16 protein-coding genes are annotated in these 19,393 nt (G+C 38.9%); 2 read left to right on the forward strand and 14 right to left on the reverse strand.

Going from position 1 to position 19,393, the window contains the following annotated elements; genetic code table 11:
• Positions 1–2 precede the first annotated feature (2 nt).
• Positions 3–947 (reverse strand): SP_1767 family glycosyltransferase, encoded by a 945-nt coding sequence (locus H8B06_RS08070; RefSeq protein WP_317170874.1) that lies wholly within the window; start codon positions 945–947, stop codon positions 3–5.
• A complete protein-coding gene (locus H8B06_RS08075) occupies positions 908–2,032 on the reverse strand; it encodes a glycosyltransferase family protein (protein WP_223857543.1) in 1,125 nt (374 codons plus the stop codon). The genes H8B06_RS08070 and H8B06_RS08075 overlap by 40 nt, the downstream gene beginning before the upstream one ends.
• 466 nt (positions 2,033–2,498) lie before the next feature.
• On the opposite strand from H8B06_RS08075, the gene H8B06_RS08080 reads away from it, so the two are divergent.
• Together H8B06_RS08080 and H8B06_RS08085 are read left to right on the forward strand one after the other, a co-directional pair.
• Entirely contained in the window at positions 2,499–3,935 is a 1,437-nt protein-coding gene (locus H8B06_RS08080; RefSeq protein ID WP_190993778.1) for an MBOAT family O-acyltransferase, read from the forward strand.
• Positions 3,936–3,939: 4 nt separating this feature from the next.
• The gene (locus H8B06_RS08085) at positions 3,940–4,902 is read left to right on the forward strand and encodes a hypothetical protein (protein WP_190993779.1); all 963 of its coding nucleotides are present in this window, start codon (positions 3,940–3,942) and stop codon (positions 4,900–4,902) included.
• Positions 4,903–4,955: 53 nt separating this feature from the next.
• Here the strand turns inward: H8B06_RS08085 and H8B06_RS08090 are convergent, their stop codons facing one another.
• From H8B06_RS08090 to H8B06_RS08145, 12 genes are all read right to left on the reverse strand, one after another.
• On the reverse strand, positions 4,956–6,392 hold the full coding sequence (locus H8B06_RS08090; protein ID WP_190993780.1) for a lipopolysaccharide biosynthesis protein: 1,437 nt from the start codon (positions 6,390–6,392) through the stop codon (positions 4,956–4,958).
• Entirely contained in the window at positions 6,389–7,330 is a 942-nt protein-coding gene (locus H8B06_RS08095; protein WP_190993781.1) for a glycosyltransferase, read from the reverse strand. The genes H8B06_RS08090 and H8B06_RS08095 overlap by 4 nt, the downstream gene beginning before the upstream one ends.
• Positions 7,311–7,937: an acyltransferase gene (locus H8B06_RS08100; protein WP_190993782.1), complete on the reverse strand. Its 627-nt coding sequence runs from the start codon at positions 7,935–7,937 to the stop codon at positions 7,311–7,313. Before H8B06_RS08100 ends, H8B06_RS08095 begins: the two co-directional genes overlap by 20 nt.
• Positions 7,927–9,075, reverse strand: coding sequence for a glycosyltransferase family 4 protein (locus tag H8B06_RS08105; RefSeq protein WP_190993783.1), 1,149 nt, complete (start codon positions 9,073–9,075; stop codon positions 7,927–7,929). The genes H8B06_RS08100 and H8B06_RS08105 overlap by 11 nt, the downstream gene beginning before the upstream one ends.
• On the reverse strand, positions 9,044–10,222 hold the full coding sequence (locus tag H8B06_RS08110) for a glycosyltransferase family 2 protein (protein WP_190993784.1): 1,179 nt from the start codon (positions 10,220–10,222) through the stop codon (positions 9,044–9,046). Before H8B06_RS08110 ends, H8B06_RS08105 begins: the two co-directional genes overlap by 32 nt.
• 8 nt (positions 10,223–10,230) lie before the next feature.
• On the reverse strand, positions 10,231–11,136 hold the full coding sequence (locus tag H8B06_RS08115) for a glycosyltransferase family 2 protein (RefSeq protein ID WP_190993785.1): 906 nt from the start codon (positions 11,134–11,136) through the stop codon (positions 10,231–10,233).
• The gene (locus H8B06_RS08120; RefSeq protein WP_190993786.1) at positions 11,117–12,562 is read right to left on the reverse strand and encodes an O-antigen ligase family protein; all 1,446 of its coding nucleotides are present in this window, start codon (positions 12,560–12,562) and stop codon (positions 11,117–11,119) included. The genes H8B06_RS08115 and H8B06_RS08120 overlap by 20 nt, the downstream gene beginning before the upstream one ends.
• Positions 12,563–12,573: 11 nt before the next feature.
• The gene (locus H8B06_RS08125) at positions 12,574–14,727 is read right to left on the reverse strand and encodes a GumC family protein (RefSeq protein ID WP_190993787.1); all 2,154 of its coding nucleotides are present in this window, start codon (positions 14,725–14,727) and stop codon (positions 12,574–12,576) included.
• Between the two features lie 3 nt (positions 14,728–14,730).
• Entirely contained in the window at positions 14,731–15,462 is a 732-nt protein-coding gene (locus H8B06_RS08130; protein ID WP_190993788.1) for a TolC family protein, read from the reverse strand.
• A 14-nt stretch (positions 15,463–15,476) separates the two neighbouring features.
• Complete coding sequence (locus H8B06_RS08135) at positions 15,477–16,691, reverse strand: sugar transferase (protein ID WP_190993789.1); 1,215 nt, start codon at positions 16,689–16,691, stop codon at positions 15,477–15,479.
• A complete protein-coding gene (locus H8B06_RS08140) occupies positions 16,691–17,059 on the reverse strand; it encodes a response regulator (protein ID WP_190993790.1) in 369 nt (122 codons plus the stop codon). The genes H8B06_RS08135 and H8B06_RS08140 overlap by 1 nt, the downstream gene beginning before the upstream one ends.
• Positions 17,060–17,161: 102 nt before the next feature.
• Positions 17,162–19,327 carry an LruC domain-containing protein gene (locus H8B06_RS08145; RefSeq protein WP_190993791.1) on the reverse strand — a complete coding sequence of 722 codons (2,166 nt, stop codon included), beginning with the start codon at positions 19,325–19,327 and terminating at the stop codon, positions 17,162–17,164.
• Positions 19,328–19,393: the final 66 nt, after the last annotated feature.

Below are 19,393 nucleotides of genomic sequence, written 5' to 3' on the forward strand. Positions count from 1 at the left end.
TCTTATGTGAGTTTTTTTATCACCTGACTTTGGTAGATATCCTCCTCAAGTGTCACAACGCTATCGCCACCTACCACTTCATTTACATATTTAGATTTAATATTGACTTTGTGTTTAGCTCCAATTTTAAACCATTCGTACTCAATATCGATATGGCCCACGTCAATAGCTTGGTAACCTGCTAGACAGAGATCGTGAGCGAGTACGGTCGCGGTGGGTCCTAAAGCAATCAGAATGAGCTTTTCTTTGCCCAGTTTTGACGCCTCTTCAAAAATCATATCGTATTGACTAAAAGCGCTTGTAGATGGACACAAAATACGCTGAACACTCGCTACATTGTCAAACAAATCGTTGCCAATCCCTAAACGACTCTTTTCACCTTCTATAAAAACAATATCGCGTCCGTGCCAAAGCTGTTTGAGTAATCTGAACCATTGTTTTGCTTGGCTCTTATCCGCGTAATCCATATAAGGCCGGGTCATAAATGTATTTCCATAGACTTTTGCAGTCTGTAGGTGCCGGTCCCACAAATAACCATATAAGTAAAAATGTGCATTCCAAAACCGTCGTGCTCGACGGTTATACCGATCTAGGTGGATGAAAGCATCCGAAAGACATACGATATGATTAGGTAGATCGCTTTCTAATACCTCAATTAGTCGCTTGGACAGTTTGGAGTCGCTTTGTTGAAAGCCAATAGGGTCACCACCTATCAATAATAATTCGCCGTCTCCAAAACGGCTTACAGAGGCTTTTCGTTCCATTATCCATGCTATCGTTTTTTCGATAGAGACAATATGGGGTACAACCCGTTGCTTTTTTCCGAAAATGGAAAGAAAGTTATACCATTCAATGATTACATTGTATCTGATTCTTTCTTTAATTTTAAATAAAAAAAATCGCATAGTTAAATGTTTAATGAATCGATTACTTTTTGCATTTGGCATGACCAAGACAACGACGTGATATCCTGACGTATCTCTTGGGGTGACAACTGCACTGATTTACAATAAGTAACAATTTTTTGAATATCAATAGGAGAGTCATCTGCCGATGCCTCCAATATATACGGCTTTCCTTCAAAATCAGCATCAATTTCTGAATAAATAAAAGAAATGCCGCGAGCAGCATATTCCCTATTCTTCAATGTTTTTATATGGGTGATACCGCTACGGTGGCGGCCAAGGCTTCCTATCGCAAAATCACAATGATTAAAGATATCATCGAGATCCTCTCCCCACATGGCACCATGCAAGAATACGTAATCGGCTAGGTTTCCTTGTTTTATAGCTCTATATATCTCTGTTTCTTCGCGCGGGCCACTCAAATGACCGACAATATGGAAATACACTTTTATGGCTGGGTTGGAGCCGTAATAGTTGTCCATTCCTTTGATAAGCCTGTCGTAACCATGCCAATAATGGACCTCTGCCACTCCTAATAGGTGTATTTCATTGGGTTTTCCCAGTTGCGGCTCACGCAAGGGTAGGGCATCAAAATCTATTCCGTTGGAGATTCTTACGGTCTCTTGTCCAAATACCTTCTTATCTTGCGTAAATGTGACGATTGCATCCAAATTCTTTGCTAACTGACGACGAAAAAGTCGGTCTATGCACAGCACTATGCTATCGCGTTTACGGATATATTCCTGGTCGTAGGGATACGTCGGTATCTCCATGACCACTTTTGCTCCTGAATTACGAAACTTTTTTATCAGTCGAATGGTGAAGGGATTTGCGTTATGGTACGAGCGTATATAAATCAGTGAAAACTTTTCCCGGGCAGCATAAGCAGTTAATTCCGAGTAATCGATTCTTTTTTTGATGCGTGCCTTTAACCCTCTTCCGAAATCGACAAGTATATCCCCGTCTATCAACCATGCTCGATGACCGTTTGCTAATACCTCATAATAACATAACCTGACATCGGTCCCACATTCTTGGAAGCCTTTAACTTGTCCCCAGATTTTCTTGCTGATGCCGTTATGCTCGCTAAAACCATGAAATACTAAAAACAGAACTTTCAGCTGCATATAGACGATAGGTTAATCACATACAAAAATATTCATTTTTTTTAACTTTTATGTGATCAATATCACTATGCTCACAGGTGTTGTATCGACGATTACGTAGTTGTGCTGCGATTTATGTATGGCATTTGTTGTAAAAGTGTTACTGTTTTCTATAAACTTGTATGTCGTTTATTGTAAACCGTCTTGCCAAAAGTAAACCTGATTAGCGTTTACGACAAAAAAACGTTGCAGAAGTTCTCAAAAAGCTTTAATTTTACAGTGAATATAATCTAAATATATAATTATTCGCTCTTATGCTTCTGGAGATTTTTCAGTAACTATAGTGTCAATTATTTAATCTTTAATATATGCTAAATTATGATGGCAACTTGGAGGTATAGTCCTACAAGGATGAGGAAAATGGTGGGTTTCGGTATAAGATGGAGTTTTGCGTTTAAAAACAAAACAAACTTGACGAAACAAACAGATGCTTTTTAACTCCATAGACTTTGCAATATTTTTGCCAATAGTTTTTGTCCTTTATTGGTTCGTAACAAGCAAAAATCTTCGACTTCAAAATGCTTTATTGCTTGTAGCAAGTTACTTCTTTTATTCTTGTTGGGATTGGCGCTTCTTGTTTCTGCTAGTGTTTTCGACACTATTAGACTATTTTACGGGCTTGAAGATGCAGGAGGCAAAAAGCAAAAAAGGAAAGTGGTTTTGGTTTTGGCTAAGTGTAATCGTTAATCTTGGTTTTCTTGGTGTATTCAAATACTATAACTTTTTTGTCGAATCTTTTTCCGAAGCTCTATCTCAAATCGGATTGCAAGTAAATCCGTGGACATTAAATATTATTCTTCCAGTAGGAATTTCATTCTATACATTTCATGGGCTATCTTATGTAATAGATATATACCAAGGTAGAATTAAAGCCGAAAGAAATTTTGTGGATTATGCTGTTTTTGTGAGTTTTTTTCCGCTGCTTGTCGCAGGCCCAATTGAAAGGGCAACACATTTATTACCTCAAATAAAAAGGCAAAGAACTTTTGATTACGTAAAAGCTATTGACGGCTTACGACAAATATTATGGGGGCTATTTAAGAAGGTTGTCATTGCCGACAATTGTGCAGAATTTGCTAATCAAATATTCAACAATTCCGCTGACCATTCTGGAAGTACATTGGTTCTAGGGGCAATATTTTTTGCTTTTCAAATTTATGGAGATTTTTCTGGCTATTCAGACATAGCTTTAGGAACGGCAAGACTTTTCGGAATAGATTTATTACGAAACTTTGCATTTCCATATTTTTCAAGAGACATTGCAGAATTTTGGAGACGTTGGCATATTTCACTTTCTTTTTGGTTCAAAGATTATTTGTATATTCCATTAGGCGGGAGCAAAGGTGGAAATTGGATGCGTATTCGTAATACACTTGTCATTTTTATCGTGAGTGGTTTTTGGCACGGAGCAAATTGGACTTTTATCGTTTGGGGAGCACTAAATGCCTTATTCATTATACCGTCTATTATAATGAAAGCAAACCGAAATAATATGGAAAACGTAGCACAGGGAAAATTATTGCCTACGGTAAGGGAGTTTTTTCAAATAGTTGTAACTTTTACGTTAACCGTCTTTGGGTGGATATTTTTCAGAGCAGAAAATATAGGACATGCATTTCAATATATTTCAGGTATTTTTTCAAAATCTCTTTTTAGTATTCCAACAATCCAGCCTTATTACATTGTTCTATTGATAATCTTGTTTATATTGATTGAATGGTTCGGCAGAGAAGAACAATATGCAATTGCTAATTTGGGATTGAAATGGAGAAAGCTATTTAGGTATGCTTTCTATTATGCAATTATCATCACAATATTTTGGTATGCTGGAAAAGAACATCAATTTATTTATTTTCAGTTCTAAATCTATGAAAAAATTCTTAGTAAGAACATTTTTCTTTTTTTTCCCCTTTGTAGTTATATCTTACCCTCTTGATTATGGAATTTCCTATTTTCTAAGTAAGTCAAATGATGCTAGTGGAGAATTTGAAGTTTGGAGTGATATATACAGCAGCAAGGTTAATTGTGATATTGCAATATACGGTTCGTCAAGAGCTTGGGTTCATATTGACCCTCAAATAATAGCCGATTCTTTAAATCAAAGCGTCTATAATTTTGGAATAAATGGACATAACTTTTGGTTACAGTATCTTAGACACCTAGAATTAGAGAAACACAATAAAAGCCCGAAAGTTATTGTACTATCCGTTGATGTGTTTAGCCTACAAAAAAGAGAAGACTTATATAACCCGGATCAATTTCTTCCATATATGCTGTGGAATAGCAACATTGCAAACTTCACCAAATCTTACAAAGGTTATAACGGAACTGACTATTACATCCCATTAATCAGATATGCAGGAAAGTTCGAGGCACTGAAATCCAGTATAAAGCATGCAGTAATGAATACATCAGATATTCACTATAGAACTAACGGGTTCAAGGGCATGGACAGAGAATGGAATACTGACCTCGAAAAAGCTAAATCCAATAATGTATCTTATGAAATCGAATTAGACAATAAGAGTATAGAATTGTTTGAATTATTTATTCAGGAATGCGATGCTAATCACACTGACTTAATCCTTGTCTACACACCAGAATATATTGATGGGCAAAATTATGTATCGAACAGAAAAGATGTAATAGATATATACAAAAATTTAGCTGTAAAATATCAATTGACTTTCTTAGACTATTCAAATGATAGTATTTGTTTAAATAAGCAATTATTCTACAATGCCTCACACTTAAACAAAAAAGGCGCATGTGTTTTCTCAAAGAAACTAGCTAAAGATATAAAGTATGAACGTATAATGACTCAACTTTAGCGCACTCAATAGACGAGAAGATTAGTTTTGTAATAAAGACAAGGAAGTAATCTTCAACGTCTGCGTAGAAATTGATTAATCAAATCCCTATATCCTCCAAACCAGACAAATACAAGAAAAGAAACAATAAAGAAAATCATATTCATCACCAACTGCATCCAAACAAGTTCGGCATTAAAAATCGATAGAAGATATAAAAATATACTCAATACCAAACTAAATAAAATAGGCTTTATCAAAAGTTTAAGAAAGCGCCATATTTTTATTTTAAACAATATCGTGTACATCAGCAAATAGGTAAATAAAAAATTAATACTAAATGTAATGACCAGACATGTAGCCACTGCTACTATGGATTCGTAATAGAATATACCCAATAATATACCCGAAACATTGAGTACTGCAGAAAATAACCCACAAACAAACAAATATTTTGTGTTTCCGATAGACTGAAATATAGAGCCCGATGACGATAGAATCAACTGAATACCAATCGACATACTTAAAATTCGGAACGAAGGAACTGCTTGTATCCACTGAGGGCCAAATAGTACCAGGACAAGTTGCTCAGCAGAGAAAAAGCAAAAAACAGACAATGGAAAACCAATTAATGCCAATAGACGGATCATTTGTTCATTAGCTAAGATGAGTTTGTTATGATCTCCAGTGTACATACTCAAAATTGGATGAATGACAGGGGTGATGACCTGTGTAATATTTTGTAAAGGCAGCGACATCAATTGATAAGCTTTGTCATAGTACCCTAATGATGTCATTCCAATATATTTGCCGACTAACAAAGTGTCCGCATTACGGCTAAAATAATTTATTATATTAAATAAAAACTGAAATACAGAATAGCGGAAAACGTAGCGAAGAGGTAGAATAGAAAACTTGAATTGAAAGTGTAAAGGAAAGCGTAGATAAGAGACAAGAAACATGAGTATGCTCGAAAGAATAGGATTAATTAATAGCGCATATACGCCTGCACCAAAATAAGCAAAAATAAGAGCAATCGTGCCTCCTAAAACTTGAATAACAAAACTTCTGACCGCAATGAACTTGAACATTCTTTTCCGGTAAAAGAGTGCATTGGGTACGACGGAAATGGTAGTAAAGAATAAATGTATAGACAAAAGTTGGAGAACAGGACGTAATTGGGCTTGATTATAATATGTAGCTATAATGGAGGCACTAATGAGCAACATTAATGATAGTCCGAGACCAATATAACAGGATAAAGAAAATAATTTACTAAGATCTGTCTTTCTTAGGGTTTTAAATTGGATGACTGCAGGAAACAGCCCTATGTCCGAAACAAGATTGAGAAAAGTAATAGAAACCATCGCGATAGCGACGATGCCGAACTGTTCTGGAGCAAGTAAGCGAGCTAAAACTGCGGTAACTCCCAGGGATACGATTAAATTCGCATATTTGGCGATACTCGTAAAGAAGATTCCAGATAGAATCTGTTCTTTTATGCTTCTCATCGGTTTAACTGATATTTTTTGAAAAGTAAGACCATCAAGGTTCTCCACCGCACATAAGGAATCCAGTGAGCCACACATTCAAAAAGTACTTTTAATCGATCGACGAGATTCATGGTGTGTGCTTGCCAAACAGCTGCATCAATCGTTTTTGACAAATAAAGCCTAATAATTTCCTTGTCTTCTAAGTATACTGTAATATGTGATAAAAGTCGTTGACCAACAATAAAATAGCTCCGTATGTTTCGCATGGAAAAAGGAACGGTCATGATGGAGTCTAAACGAACACGACGTGAAAAAAAACATTTAGATATATAGGTTGTGCGTCGTGTGTAGAGATATAGCATGGAAGTGAATAATTCATCTTCGTGCACAATATCGGGTTCGAAGTCTAACCCTTTTTCTATAAGGAAATCCCTCTTTATGAAAAGAAGACACACAGATGAAAAGAATTCATTTGTTTTTAGAAGCTGCTCAAAAACTTCTTTCCCTGTGGTGATTTTGTAAGGGATGGTTTTTTTTCGATTATAATTAAACGATTTTATTAATGCATTATCCTGTGGGTTGTCACTAAAAACATGTGCATCAAAAAATACAAATTCTAAGTTTTGTTCTTGGCACAACAAATAGCATGTAGATAAAGTATCGGGGTGTATCAAATCATCGCTATCCATGAAGTAGACATAAGTTCCCTTCGCAAGTGAGAGACCTTTGTTGCGAGTCCTAGAAAGTCCCATGTTACTTTGTGAAATCACGTATAACCGATCGTCCTTTTCTCTCCAGTACTCTAGTATGCTTTGGCTTTCATCAGTTGATCCATCGTTTACTATAATTAATTCAAAATCTTCCAATTTCTGATTAAGAACACTCTGAATAGCAGCGTCTAAATAAGGTGCTGTATTATACACAGGCATAATCACACTAACTTTTGGCTGCTTCATATTTTTTCCATTTCTGCTGTTCAAAATCCCACACTTTAATGGCATATGCCGGATTTCCGGCTACTACCGTATATGGCTTAACATCTTTCGCGACAACAGCCCCCGCACCTATAACGACGTGTTGACCGATGCTTATCCCCGGAAGGATAACGCTGTTTGCACCAATCCAAACATTGTCAGCTATAGTGACAGGTGTTGCGGTGATTCCCTGATCTGCGATGGACGACGTGATATCTTCGTAGTTATGATTAATACCTGAAATCAAGACATGTTGCGCAATGTTAACTTTATTTCCGATGGTAACGGGTCCAATTATCGTACTCCCGATTCCTACACGCGTATCATCTCCTATAAGCAAATCGCCAACGGCATTGTTTAATACCGAAAAGGATTCGATAACCGATCGGGATCCAATTACGCAGCCACGAAAAGGTACGACATCGCGACGGACACTGTTATAAATTACGGTATGTCTGCCGCGTTTTATGTAAAGAAATTGAAAGCACCGAATATACCAACGAGGACGCGTCCGTATCGGATGCATAATAAACCAATGTAAGAATTGCTTGGCGCGCTTGTTATTATCAATATAAGACCTAAACCCCATTTTTTTGTGCTAGAATTTCGTTATAAACTGCTAATGTCTGTTTTGCGGTGGTGTGCCATGTAAAATGTTTACTCCTTTGTAGGCCACCGGCTATCTTCTCCTGATATAAGTTGTAATCCTCTTCTAAAGATAACATGCCCTCCGCTATCGATACCGGATCCAGCGGATCTACATAAACCGCGTCATTGCCGGCAATCTCCGGCATCGCCGACCGATTGGAGGTGACGACAGGCGTACCGCATGCCATGGCTTCTAATAGGGGTAGCCCAAAACTCTCTCGAATCGATGGATAGAGAAATCCAAATGCTTTGTTATAAATCTCTGCTAGAATATGGTGCGGTATGTATTCTTTAACGATAATAAAGTCCCGTATATAACCTAAGTCAAGATCGTTTAAAAGTCTATTGACGTGCTGGTCGGTCAAATCGACAAGGAGAAGCTTTTTCTTTTTCTGACTCTTTTGTAGGTAGCATGCATAACTTTTCAGGCTGTTGTCAATATTTTTTTTGGGGTCTGTGTTCCCGAGGAGCAACCAATATTTACCTTTGTCGATATTTTTAAGGCAGTCCGTCTCAAACTGTTCGATTAGCTTAAAATTAGGACTTACACCGTTGTAGATCGTCGTGAGTTTGTCGTTCAATTGTGTGTAATGCTGACGTATATTTTCTTTTTCAAAGTGGGAAACTGTGATAACTTTGTCGACCGATTTCAGAATGATCGGGACGACAAAGCGCCGATAAATACGACCTAATCGTTGATAAAGTGATTTATTGCCACCCATTCTTTTTTCCATGAAGATGATGTCATGCAAGGTCAGCACTAGAGGAACCCGGCAATTTATTGGAGCTGTATTGGAGGTGCAATGTAACAGATCTGCTTTTGTTTGTCTTAATAACCGAGGGAGAAGAAATTGTTCCCATACAAAGTAATTGGTGCTTGGCAGTATCACAATCTTAAAATTAGGTGTTTCTGCTAGACAATGGTCATCTCCAGGTCCTACTGCAATCACATAGTTGTTATATTGATCCAATGTCTGCAACGACCGGATGACTTCCAATGCTACGTAGTCCATCCCATGTTTGTTTTTACGGAATATTCGCTGTGCTTCAACGACGATTATTTTCTGTCTTTTCTCCATGGGGGGTATGAATGAATGTGTTCTTTGCGGTTTTAACTTTTATAAGACTTCGCAAAATAGTTATAAATATAACAGGTAGCCTGAAAAATGCAATCGAGGATCTTTTGTTATAGAAACGGTTCGGCGTGGCTAAAAGTAGTGCAATCAAATATAAGATGAAAAGAAACAACCATTTATAGCCTAACGGTGGTAATGTAAACAGTAATACGATGGCTATAAGAGGTATTATACCTAATAAGATGATCCTCGGCGGTATAGACCATTGAATTAGTTTTGCAAGTAAAGGCCAATTTCGCGTTCTAAAAGTGGAAGCAACTCGTTGAAATGTAAAAGTAAATAGTTCCCATTGGGATGCAATCCAACGGGTTCGCTGGTTCATGAAATCATTTTTGTGTTGGATCTTTTCGTCCAAGACATAAACGTCCGATAGGTAGGCAGTGAATATACGATCTTCCAACAAATAATATTCTAACTCTTTGTCTTCTCCCATCGAATTGACTTTAAAGATGATTTGGCTAAACCATTTCATATCAAACACCATTCCCGAACCAATAAGCGCAGATGGCAGTCCGGCATTAACTTGACCCGATCTGAAAATTGAATTATTGATTTCCTCACTGATACCATCTAAGTAGGCCAGATCGGTATTGTTATTTTTTGCAACGCGATGCGTCTGAATGGCTTTTAAACCTGTTGAAAAGGCACGATCGACATTTGCTAAAAAGTCGGAATGTATCCAGTTATCTGCATCGAGTATCACAATCGCATCGAAAGATCTATCTTGGCTGTATGTTACCGCTAATTTAAGTGCCGCCGCTTTAGACCGTTTACTATAATCGGGAAATAAAACCGTGACTCCCATATCGTTCAAGGCTCTATTGGTATCATCTTCCATACTGTCAGATACCACAACAATCTCATACATCGAAAGCGGATAATTTTGTTTTTGAGCCATCAAAACACTCTCTAAAATAACATTATCCTCCCGATAAGCCGGAAAAACAAACAAATAACGATTCGTTTGGGCCGAAGTCGGATAAACAATATCCTTCGGTATCCTCCAAAAAATAGCAAATACCAGAAGATAGGCTATCCAAACCAAAAATATGATGAATAATAACCCTTCTAATAAAATAAAAAAATACATAAGGCTAATTATTTGGCACGTATCAATGAAATACCTGATAAAACCCCAGACCAAATGGAAACTACCTGTTGCCATTTTCCCCTGCCTATAAATTTAAGCATTTTTAACGGACTGACGATGCCGACCATATATAATATGGATAATATACGCGTTATTCCGCTCCGGTTTCTAACGGCAAATAAAATACGGTTACGGGTCAGATAGAAAGCTTTTAAAGGGGAGTCTATACCGGTAGTTGCGCTTTCTTTGTGATAAATATAAGCATCGGGATAATAATATAACTTATAAAGCTTCGAAAGCCGACAGGACCAATCCAGTTCTTCATAATATAAAAAATACAATTCGGGCATCGCTCCGATATGCTCAATAACACGGCGTGGTACAAACATGGCAGCTCCATGCATATAGGGAATCTCCTTAATCGTATTATATTGTCCGAGATCCTGTTCCTGATAGCCAATTTGCTTATTGCGTAGGGTAATCGTACTCAATGGTGTACTTCCAGCGAATTGGATAAGGTCGGGCGGACTGTTGTACATGATCTTGGGTGACAGGCCGCCGGCTTGGGGATGGAGCTGACAAAATTCAAGTATCTCTACTATTTGATTATCGGCCTCCGAGGGCAACAGTGTATCGTTGTTTAAAAAGTAGAGGTATGTTCCACGGGCAAGGTCTATGCCCAAGTTGTTTCCACCAGCAAAGCCAAGATTCTTTGAATGGTATATTCCGCGTATTTTCGGATATTTAATTTTTAAGGTTTCAAATTCATTCACATTGGAGCCATTATCGATCACAATCACTTCATAAGAAAAGGAAAAGTTTTTCGTAAAAATCGATTCCAGCAAGTCTGCCGTATGCTGTATACCGTTATAATTAATCGTAATAAAAGATATATCAACGTATGCTGTGCTCATTGTTTTTACTATTCTCTAAATAAGGACAAAGCATCACAATGGCCATTAAGATATAGACCGTTTGTCCGGTGGGAAATTGATGTAAGACTTCGTTTCCATAGCCTGCGGCCATCATACCCGCTATCCCAGCAGAAGCTGCGCTGCATAGCATCCGAGTCATAGGGTCCTTCAGTCGCATCCATAGATAATAAAGACTTATAACCAAGCAGCTGAACCATAGTAATAAATAGAGAACCAAACCAACAATCCCCGTTTCTACCCAGATAAAAACAAAAGAAGTATCCGTAGGAAGCTCGTATAAAAGGTCCCCTTCTTCCGTGTGTTTGGCCGCACCAATCCCAAGGCCTATTGGGTAGTCACCCATAAATTCCCGCATCTTTTCCTGATTCTCCAACCGTACGTTATAAGAAGCATCTTTACTAAATTGAAATGCGGTGCGCATCCGCCGAATATCGGCATTGCTATTGCCGATGGTCGTAAAGGCAAGAAAGCCAAATATAGCTAGGAATGCCACCGCACCGGCTAAGATGAATTGCCAACGTCGGAGCGAGATAATATAGAAAGCAAAGCCTACAAAAGGTATGGCCATCGCCGATCGAGTGCCCGAAATAAACATACCATACATGGTTAACGCGGCGACGAGGATATAGTATATTTTTAACGATCGAAATTTTTCATGTATGGCGAGAATAGAAAATACGACTGTGGCGAGCCCCATGTGGCAGCCGAAATTAGCGGCATCGGTAAAAAAAGAGAAATAGCGTATGCCACTATAAATAACATGTGTATGTCTCCCCGACGTATATAACCAAATGGTTTCATTGGTGTCAAAACCTATGAATTTTTGGCCGATGGCTTTTAAGGCAGCCAACAAACATAAGGTTGCCCAAAATATAAAAAATTGTTTAACTCTGTCAACACTTTTGAAGATATAATAGCTTAAAAACTGAAATAAGCAAATATAGAGTGCGATACCACGTATGGTTACCATCCAATTTTCAAGGGTTCCGGCCGGATTAAAGACACTGACGAGGCAGTATACGGTCCAACCGACTGTTATCAGGAAAAATAGCGGTAATTTGAAATGAGGATGGTAGTTCTGGTAAGCCTGGTTGATAGTAATCACGGCAAAATTAAATAAGATAACGGCGTCGACGACTATACCGGAGGGGAATGGAAGCTGGACATAACGTATGATGCCCATAATAAAGAAGCAGGTTGTAAACAGAAACAGGAAATTGATATACGGATGCTTGATACAGACAAGCAAAAAGACGAAAAGAAAGGGTAGTAGCGCGAATCCGAGCGCGGGAAGCAACCCGGCGGAGATGGCTAGAAAGGCAATCAATAAGCACGATCCGACAACGGTGATCTTTAACCACCAGGGTTTCAATATCCCTTCGTACAATTGATCAAGCTTCAACATATTTTAAAAAGTTAAGCTTTCGAAGCGGTAATGCCTAACTGAGAAAATTTATATTCAATTTTTCTAAATAAGGAATGTGGCGGCAGCATGCCCGTAAATGTTTCAATAGAAAGCTTGTCTGCGTTAATAAGACAGATTAGCAATGGAACTTTACCGGTACGTTGTGCAAGATCCTTATAAATTTCCTGATCTTCTTCTTTCCAAGCCGACTGTGCGTTTAGAATTAACATATTGACGGCGGCCTTTTCTAAATATAGGGAGGGAATGGGGATATTGGATATATCCGCATGTCGCACAAAAACTAAATCATGTTCGCTTTCTCTAACTTGATGGATAAGTTTTCCCGTCATCAAAAAATCCCGTGACCGGGCATTAAAATCGATTCCCTCCTCCAATATGTCAACTTTTAAGCCCATCGATTGCCAGTATTCCCGTACGCCATACATTAATGGGGCTATATCGATTTCGGGATCGAGCGCCAGCATGTTAATAAAACTATAACGATTTCCCGTGTCTATATATCCGAAAATTTGGTTTGCCAATGCCTGTGCCGCCGCCTGTTCAATCACGTGCTGATACCGCCCCTTTCCCTTTCCCGGAAATGCACCGACAACCGAGCCGTTTGTAATACGTTCGGTGCGGAATTTGTCACGTAATGTACGATCCAGAAGCTCGAGTACGAGTAAAATACCTAATAAAAATGCAATTGTACCAAAGAAAGAACCTGCAACCAGTACGCGACGTTTAGTCGGCTTCGAATTGAGTGGATAGGTGGGCGGATTGATCACTTTTAAGGTAGCGGAATTCATTTCGATACTTTTTAACCGGAGCCGCGCGGCATTCAGACTCCCAAGAACGGAGAGATAATTTTGTTCAGTAAAGTTGATGCTTCGTTCCTGCCGTTTTAATAAGGAGCCAATAGGGGAGTAGTGGGAATACATGTCATCCAACTCGTCTTTAAAAGCGTTGATGACCTCAATCTCAGCCTTTGCCTGTTCTAACCTTAAGAGTTCATCTACCCATTGTATCACATAATTCGCATTCGGATACCCATTTCGGGTATATTTCTGACTGGAATATTGTTGAATAAAATCACGAAAATCCTTTTCTTGATCTTGTAAGTTAGATTTAAGATGATTAAGGGTTGGGTTATCTTCTGTCCGGCTGATAGAATCCAATCGGTACGATTCGATTTGCGAAATGGAATAGTTAAGGTCGCCAATCTGCCGCATCTTATTCAAAAACTCAGCATTGTTCCTGATGCTTTTTAAATTCTCATCTATACCGAGTTCTAAATGGGAGATAGCTGCCTGTGCCCGATCACGTGCAGAAAGGGCATCTTGCTTTCGTATCTCATAATCTTTATCCATGATGGTGATGGCTTCCGTCTGCTTATCGTAGTGGATAACGCGGTTTTGTACATTGAATTGGGTAAGGGAATCCTCCTTCATGTATAAATCACGTCCGATTCTGGCCAATTCTTCTTCAAAGTATTTAATAACGTTATTGGTATTTCCATATTGTAAGGTTCTATACTCATCGGCGAAAACCTGGCTCAGTATTTCCAATGTTTGATAGGTAATGCCCGCGTCATTATTCTCGTATGTCAAATAAAGAATGTCGCTGTTATCGACGGGTGCAATCGTGATCTTTTCTAAAGCGCCATAACTAAAATAAGGATGGTTCCAGTAAAACAGACCGTAAACGAAATTGCTAGGGTCCATTTTCGTATAATTCTTTAGGTTCTCTATCGTACGCTCTTCGGAGGTTTTATCAATCAGGGCAAGCACCGATTTGGGAACAATACGGGTCAGTTCCTTGAAATGTTTACTGGAGATATAAATATTATCTTCATCCAAGTTTCCGTTGATCATCGTTCGTGCGAAGAGACGCAAAGATACGGCATGAAGGGTTTCTTTGGAGGTGATAGTATTAATGACATTGAGCAGCGAATTTTTTAAGATATTCCAGTCTTGCTGTGTGGTCTGTGAAATATCATTGCCGTTGGTCGAAATAATACCCGTATAGATCGTCATATCGACTTCATATCGACGCTCCATCTCTCTGGTCATGTAAATCACGATAGAAACCACAGCAAGTGGTAGTATAAGCAACCACCATTTGAATCTATACAACGTTTTAAAGATATAGATAAAAATTCCCATCGTTTATTTACTTATGATTTTTGTTTTGCTTAATATTTCTAGGTTCAAAATTTCACTAGTGATGGTTGTTTGCGTTAGTTTATACGCTTCAAACGCCTCCAATTCCATTTTTTTTGCGTCATGTAGATCGCTAATCAATGCATGGCCAATGGTGAAGTCATTCTCGACCATTTTCAATTGTGTCGTTGCCATTGTTAAGCTTTCCATTTTCTTTTGAAGAATGGATACGGCGTTAATAACTTTAACGTATGAATTAATAATACGGATTTTCTGCTCGTCAAACCATTTCTCCATCTCTAACTCCGTAGAGCGACGTTCCATTTTCTGACGCTTAACCCTATTCCCTCTGTCAAAGAGATCGTCCAAGGGTATAGCAATCCCCGCCGTGCTATACCAGGAGCTCTGAGTAACTCCGGATGATTGGTAGAAGAGTGGTGTATACTCATTGGTAAAGGCGGAGTTGATAGCGATATTTCCATATTGCCAGGAACCACCTACACGAAAATATTTCAACCAGCTTCTCTTTTCGGTTATCAGCTGATTGTCTTGTGTCTCCATTTTCGCCTCATACATCTCTACACTGGGGCTTTTCTTGGCGTTTTCAAAAAGCTCTTCCAACGGCGGTAGGGCTATTTTGGTATAATCAATCGCTTCTAACATACTTGGCGTCAATTGACCAAATCCACGAAATACAGTAGACAACAGAAGAAATACGACAATCAAAAATTTATTCATTTACTACCTTAAATTTAAACATCTGCCTTTTGAATAAAGGCAAATAGTGTTCTATACAATATTTTGATATCCATCCAGATGGAATAATTCCGCACATAATCAATATCTAAGTTTACCCGTTCGGTGTCTGAAAGGCGACCGTTATCCCCTCGTTTTTCCACCTGCCATAAGCCAGTGATACCCGCTGGACCCATAAAGCGCTCCACACTTTCGTCTTTGGTCAATGCTTCTGCCTCGTATAAGGGCAAAGGTCTATTGCCTACAATAGACATATCGCCTTTGAGGACATTGTAAAGTTGGGGCAATTCATCTAAGCTATATTTTCGGAGTATCTTTCCTACTTTCGTAACCCGTGGGTCATTCTCGATTTTAAAAAATGCCGTCTTTGTGTTTTTGCTGCCAGCAGCAGATTGCTTCACGACTACATCGTCACTGATCAACAGATCGCCGAGTTCCTCATCGGTGAGGGGAGGGTTTTTGTCGCCCCATGCCGCGTAGCTGTCCGTTGAGACAATCTCCTCTGTATTGTTTACGGTTGTATCCTCGGGTATATTATTATATTGATTGAACGACATATATTCTTTAAGACGTCTATCCGCATCTTTATACATTGACCTAAATTTATAAAAATCAAAGATGTGGTAGCCAGCCCCCGTCCTTTTTGATTTGTAGACCACCGGTCCGCCGCTTTCGATTTTAATAGCGATATAAATTACCAAAAGTACGGGAAAAAGCAGGAGTAATAAAATTGAGGATAATACAATGTCGAATACACGCTTTCCAACCGGAATTTTTAAGGTAAGGCCATCTATTTGAAGATTATGTGATTCGGCATTTTCTTCTTTGGTTTCCAGCAGCAGATGCATGTATTTATAGATGGAGTGGAATACATCATACGTGGCCCGGGGGCTAATGGTATTGGTAACGCCCGATTCCAAATAGGCGTCTTTTTCTGTCCGGCGTAAATTCTCGCCGATAACAAAAATTTGAAGGTCCGGACATTGGTCTGTCAACAGTTTAAGCTGTTTTAAATTTAGTAAAAAAGAACTTTGTTGTTGATAGAATAACACAAAAGCATGGCCCCGACGACTATCCAGAAAAGCATCAAGCTCGTCAAAAGAATCAAATCTCTTTAATGGCTGACCAGAAACCAATTCAACATGTTTTCGAAAATGATCAAATGTCGTTAGGTCTTCGCCAAAATAGAGGAAAATATCGGGAGCAAGCATTATTTTAATACTTTTTTGATTCTTATTTTCAGTTCTAAAGGATTGAATGGTTTAAGGATAAAATCCTCTGCACCACTTTCCAGCAATTTAATACGGGTGGTACTATGTTCTTCGCCGGATAGAAATACAACAGGAATATCTTTTAAGAATTCGTTTTGCTTCAACATCACTAAAAATTCGTAACCATTAAGTTCCGGCATCGTGTAATCTGACAAAATCAAATCAACCGTATTTCCGGACTGGAGCCAATTTATTCCTGCCAACGCATTACTGAAATACTTAAATTCATAATCTGATCCTAAACACAATGCGATAAGTTTACCGATGGCTTCCTTATCATCTATAACCAGAATTTTCTTTTTTCCCATCTATATATAAACCTCCAACACTTATTTACATTTATGAAAAAACACGTCATCTCTAAAATGGACAATGACGTGTTCAAAAATATCGTTAACGGGTATTAGACATTATTTAATATACCAATCTTGATGTTCTTCACCCCCACTGATTGCCCAGTTTTTAAAGTTAGGAAAAACGTCTTTTATATTTTTTGCCTCCAGGGGATAGTCAAAAGAAACAGGAACGGCTATTGCCCAAGGATATCCTTTTTTGGATTTAAATGGCTGGGTGGTGGAGAACAGCAGTCCAGAATTAACTTCAGCTTGTACAAGACTACTGTTTATTTTATCCGTTGCTTTATATCCAGCCAAGTGTACTTCGTTTCTTCCACCCTTATTTTGCATAAAGTTAATGATAAATACGTTTAGGTTTTCATAGGTGAAATTCGCTAATGGCGTATTAAATTCTACGGTGATGGTAAGTTCAACTGGTGAAACTTCACCATTTTTCGTTGAAATAAATTTAACATCGGATTGACCAAATGCCTGATGGGCGTCACTCGTAATCGGAACCACGGCATAAGTCTGGCCAGATTCAGTTCCATTGGAGCTCAGGTTGAAATTAGTGCCAACGATACTGCTATTCGAATAGGTAACCCCCTTCACGTTATTAGAAGCTACGCCATCCAATTGAATAGCAGCAGCCAAGCGCTTCGCTGCACCTACGGAGCGAAGCTTAGACTTCAGTTGTACCTTTGTTACTTTATTTTCCGTGTTTTGAAATTTGGTAATATCCATATCGACCACAAAGTCATTCATGTCGTAATCGCCAAAGGAAGGCCAGTTATCTTCGAAAGCATAGGAATAGGTTCCCAAAGAAACTTCCGGCGTAGTTTGATCATCAGGATCGGTGCCTGCACCAGCATCGTTGTTTCCGCCGGCATTACATTCAGTAGCTGCGATTTCAACAGTGGATTGGTCGTAGGCTACCATAGCGGCTGGGGAAGCAAGGATGTAATACTCACCCGATTGACCATTTGATATATGATCGGAGCAGGCTACTTCTAGATTACCGGAATACGTAATGGCATGCCATTGGATCCCCCCCTGTGCGGTACGCAGGTCCACTTTCTTCAAGCGAGCTAAGGATTTAGCAGTACCAGCGCCAATAATTTTATTCCCATAACCAAAAATTCCTTTTTCGGTGATATCTAAGATGGCAGAGGATTCCAAGTTAAATGTAGTATTCTCAATATATGGAGACTCGTACCCCACATTTCCTAAGCTCAATAGTGCGCCATCAAATACACGGAAATTCGCACCGTTAGCCATTAGCTTCTCAAACCTGGTATGACATAACGCTTCAACAGCAGACGCATTGGTAATTTTACCCACTTGAACGGTCATAGAGCCTTCGTTACGGACAATTGTTCCCGGAGATTGGGTAGTTAACTCTTCGATAATTGCTGTGCCATAATTGGAAAGATGCCCTCCGGAAGGGATATCTATCTGATTAGCTTTAAGGGAACCTTCAGACATTACATAAATTCCATTGCCTGAACCAATTACTATAGCGTCACTTTCCCAAGTTCCCTCTACATATACCTTTATTCCCGAACGCCCCGAGTTAAGATAAAAAGGATGGGTTAGCGTTGTTCCCGCCTTTATGACGAAAGTTTTTACCTCCGGTTGATTCCAGAAATTTGTCACATAAAGAGAATTGTCATGCAACTCGATAGCATCAGCAGGAACCGTCACCGACGGTGTACTCGTAGCAGCCAACATCATCGTACTGCCAGATCCACTTGCCGTGCTGCTAGCCAATGTTGTCGCAAACATTTTGTTTGCTCTACCTGCAGAAGTTGCTTTATTCACAACCACTGCTTTTGTATTAGTTACATCGATCATGGAAATAGCCGCGATCCCCACCGGAGATGTCTGCTTAACATACACATAGGTCAGCGCAGTAGGCACCATAATCTTGTCTACATAATCTTGTCCTGACTTTGCCACTCCTGCTCCCAAAAGGTTACTGCTCGCCGACTTAGGGTCTCCGTCGTATAACTCCACGCGGTAAAAATACCTGCCGTCATAGTTATCATCTACAGCTATGCGTACATCTACGGCTTTAGACGATTCCCAGTTAAAGGCTTCGGGAAGGACAACATCTTCCTCAAACAAGGTTGACTCTTGGTTTTCTGTTCCTTTATACAAATCATCCATTTTTGCACAACTACTAACCAAAAAGATTAGTCCTGCAAGTGGAAACATCACAAATCTGAAAAAGTTATTCATAATTTTAATTAATATAACGCAAATATAAACAGGACTTTAACTTGTGTGGATATGAATTTGTGCCTA

Source organism: Sphingobacterium micropteri (genome assembly GCF_014692515.1).
Taxonomy (GTDB): domain Bacteria; phylum Bacteroidota; class Bacteroidia; order Sphingobacteriales; family Sphingobacteriaceae; genus Sphingobacterium; species Sphingobacterium micropteri.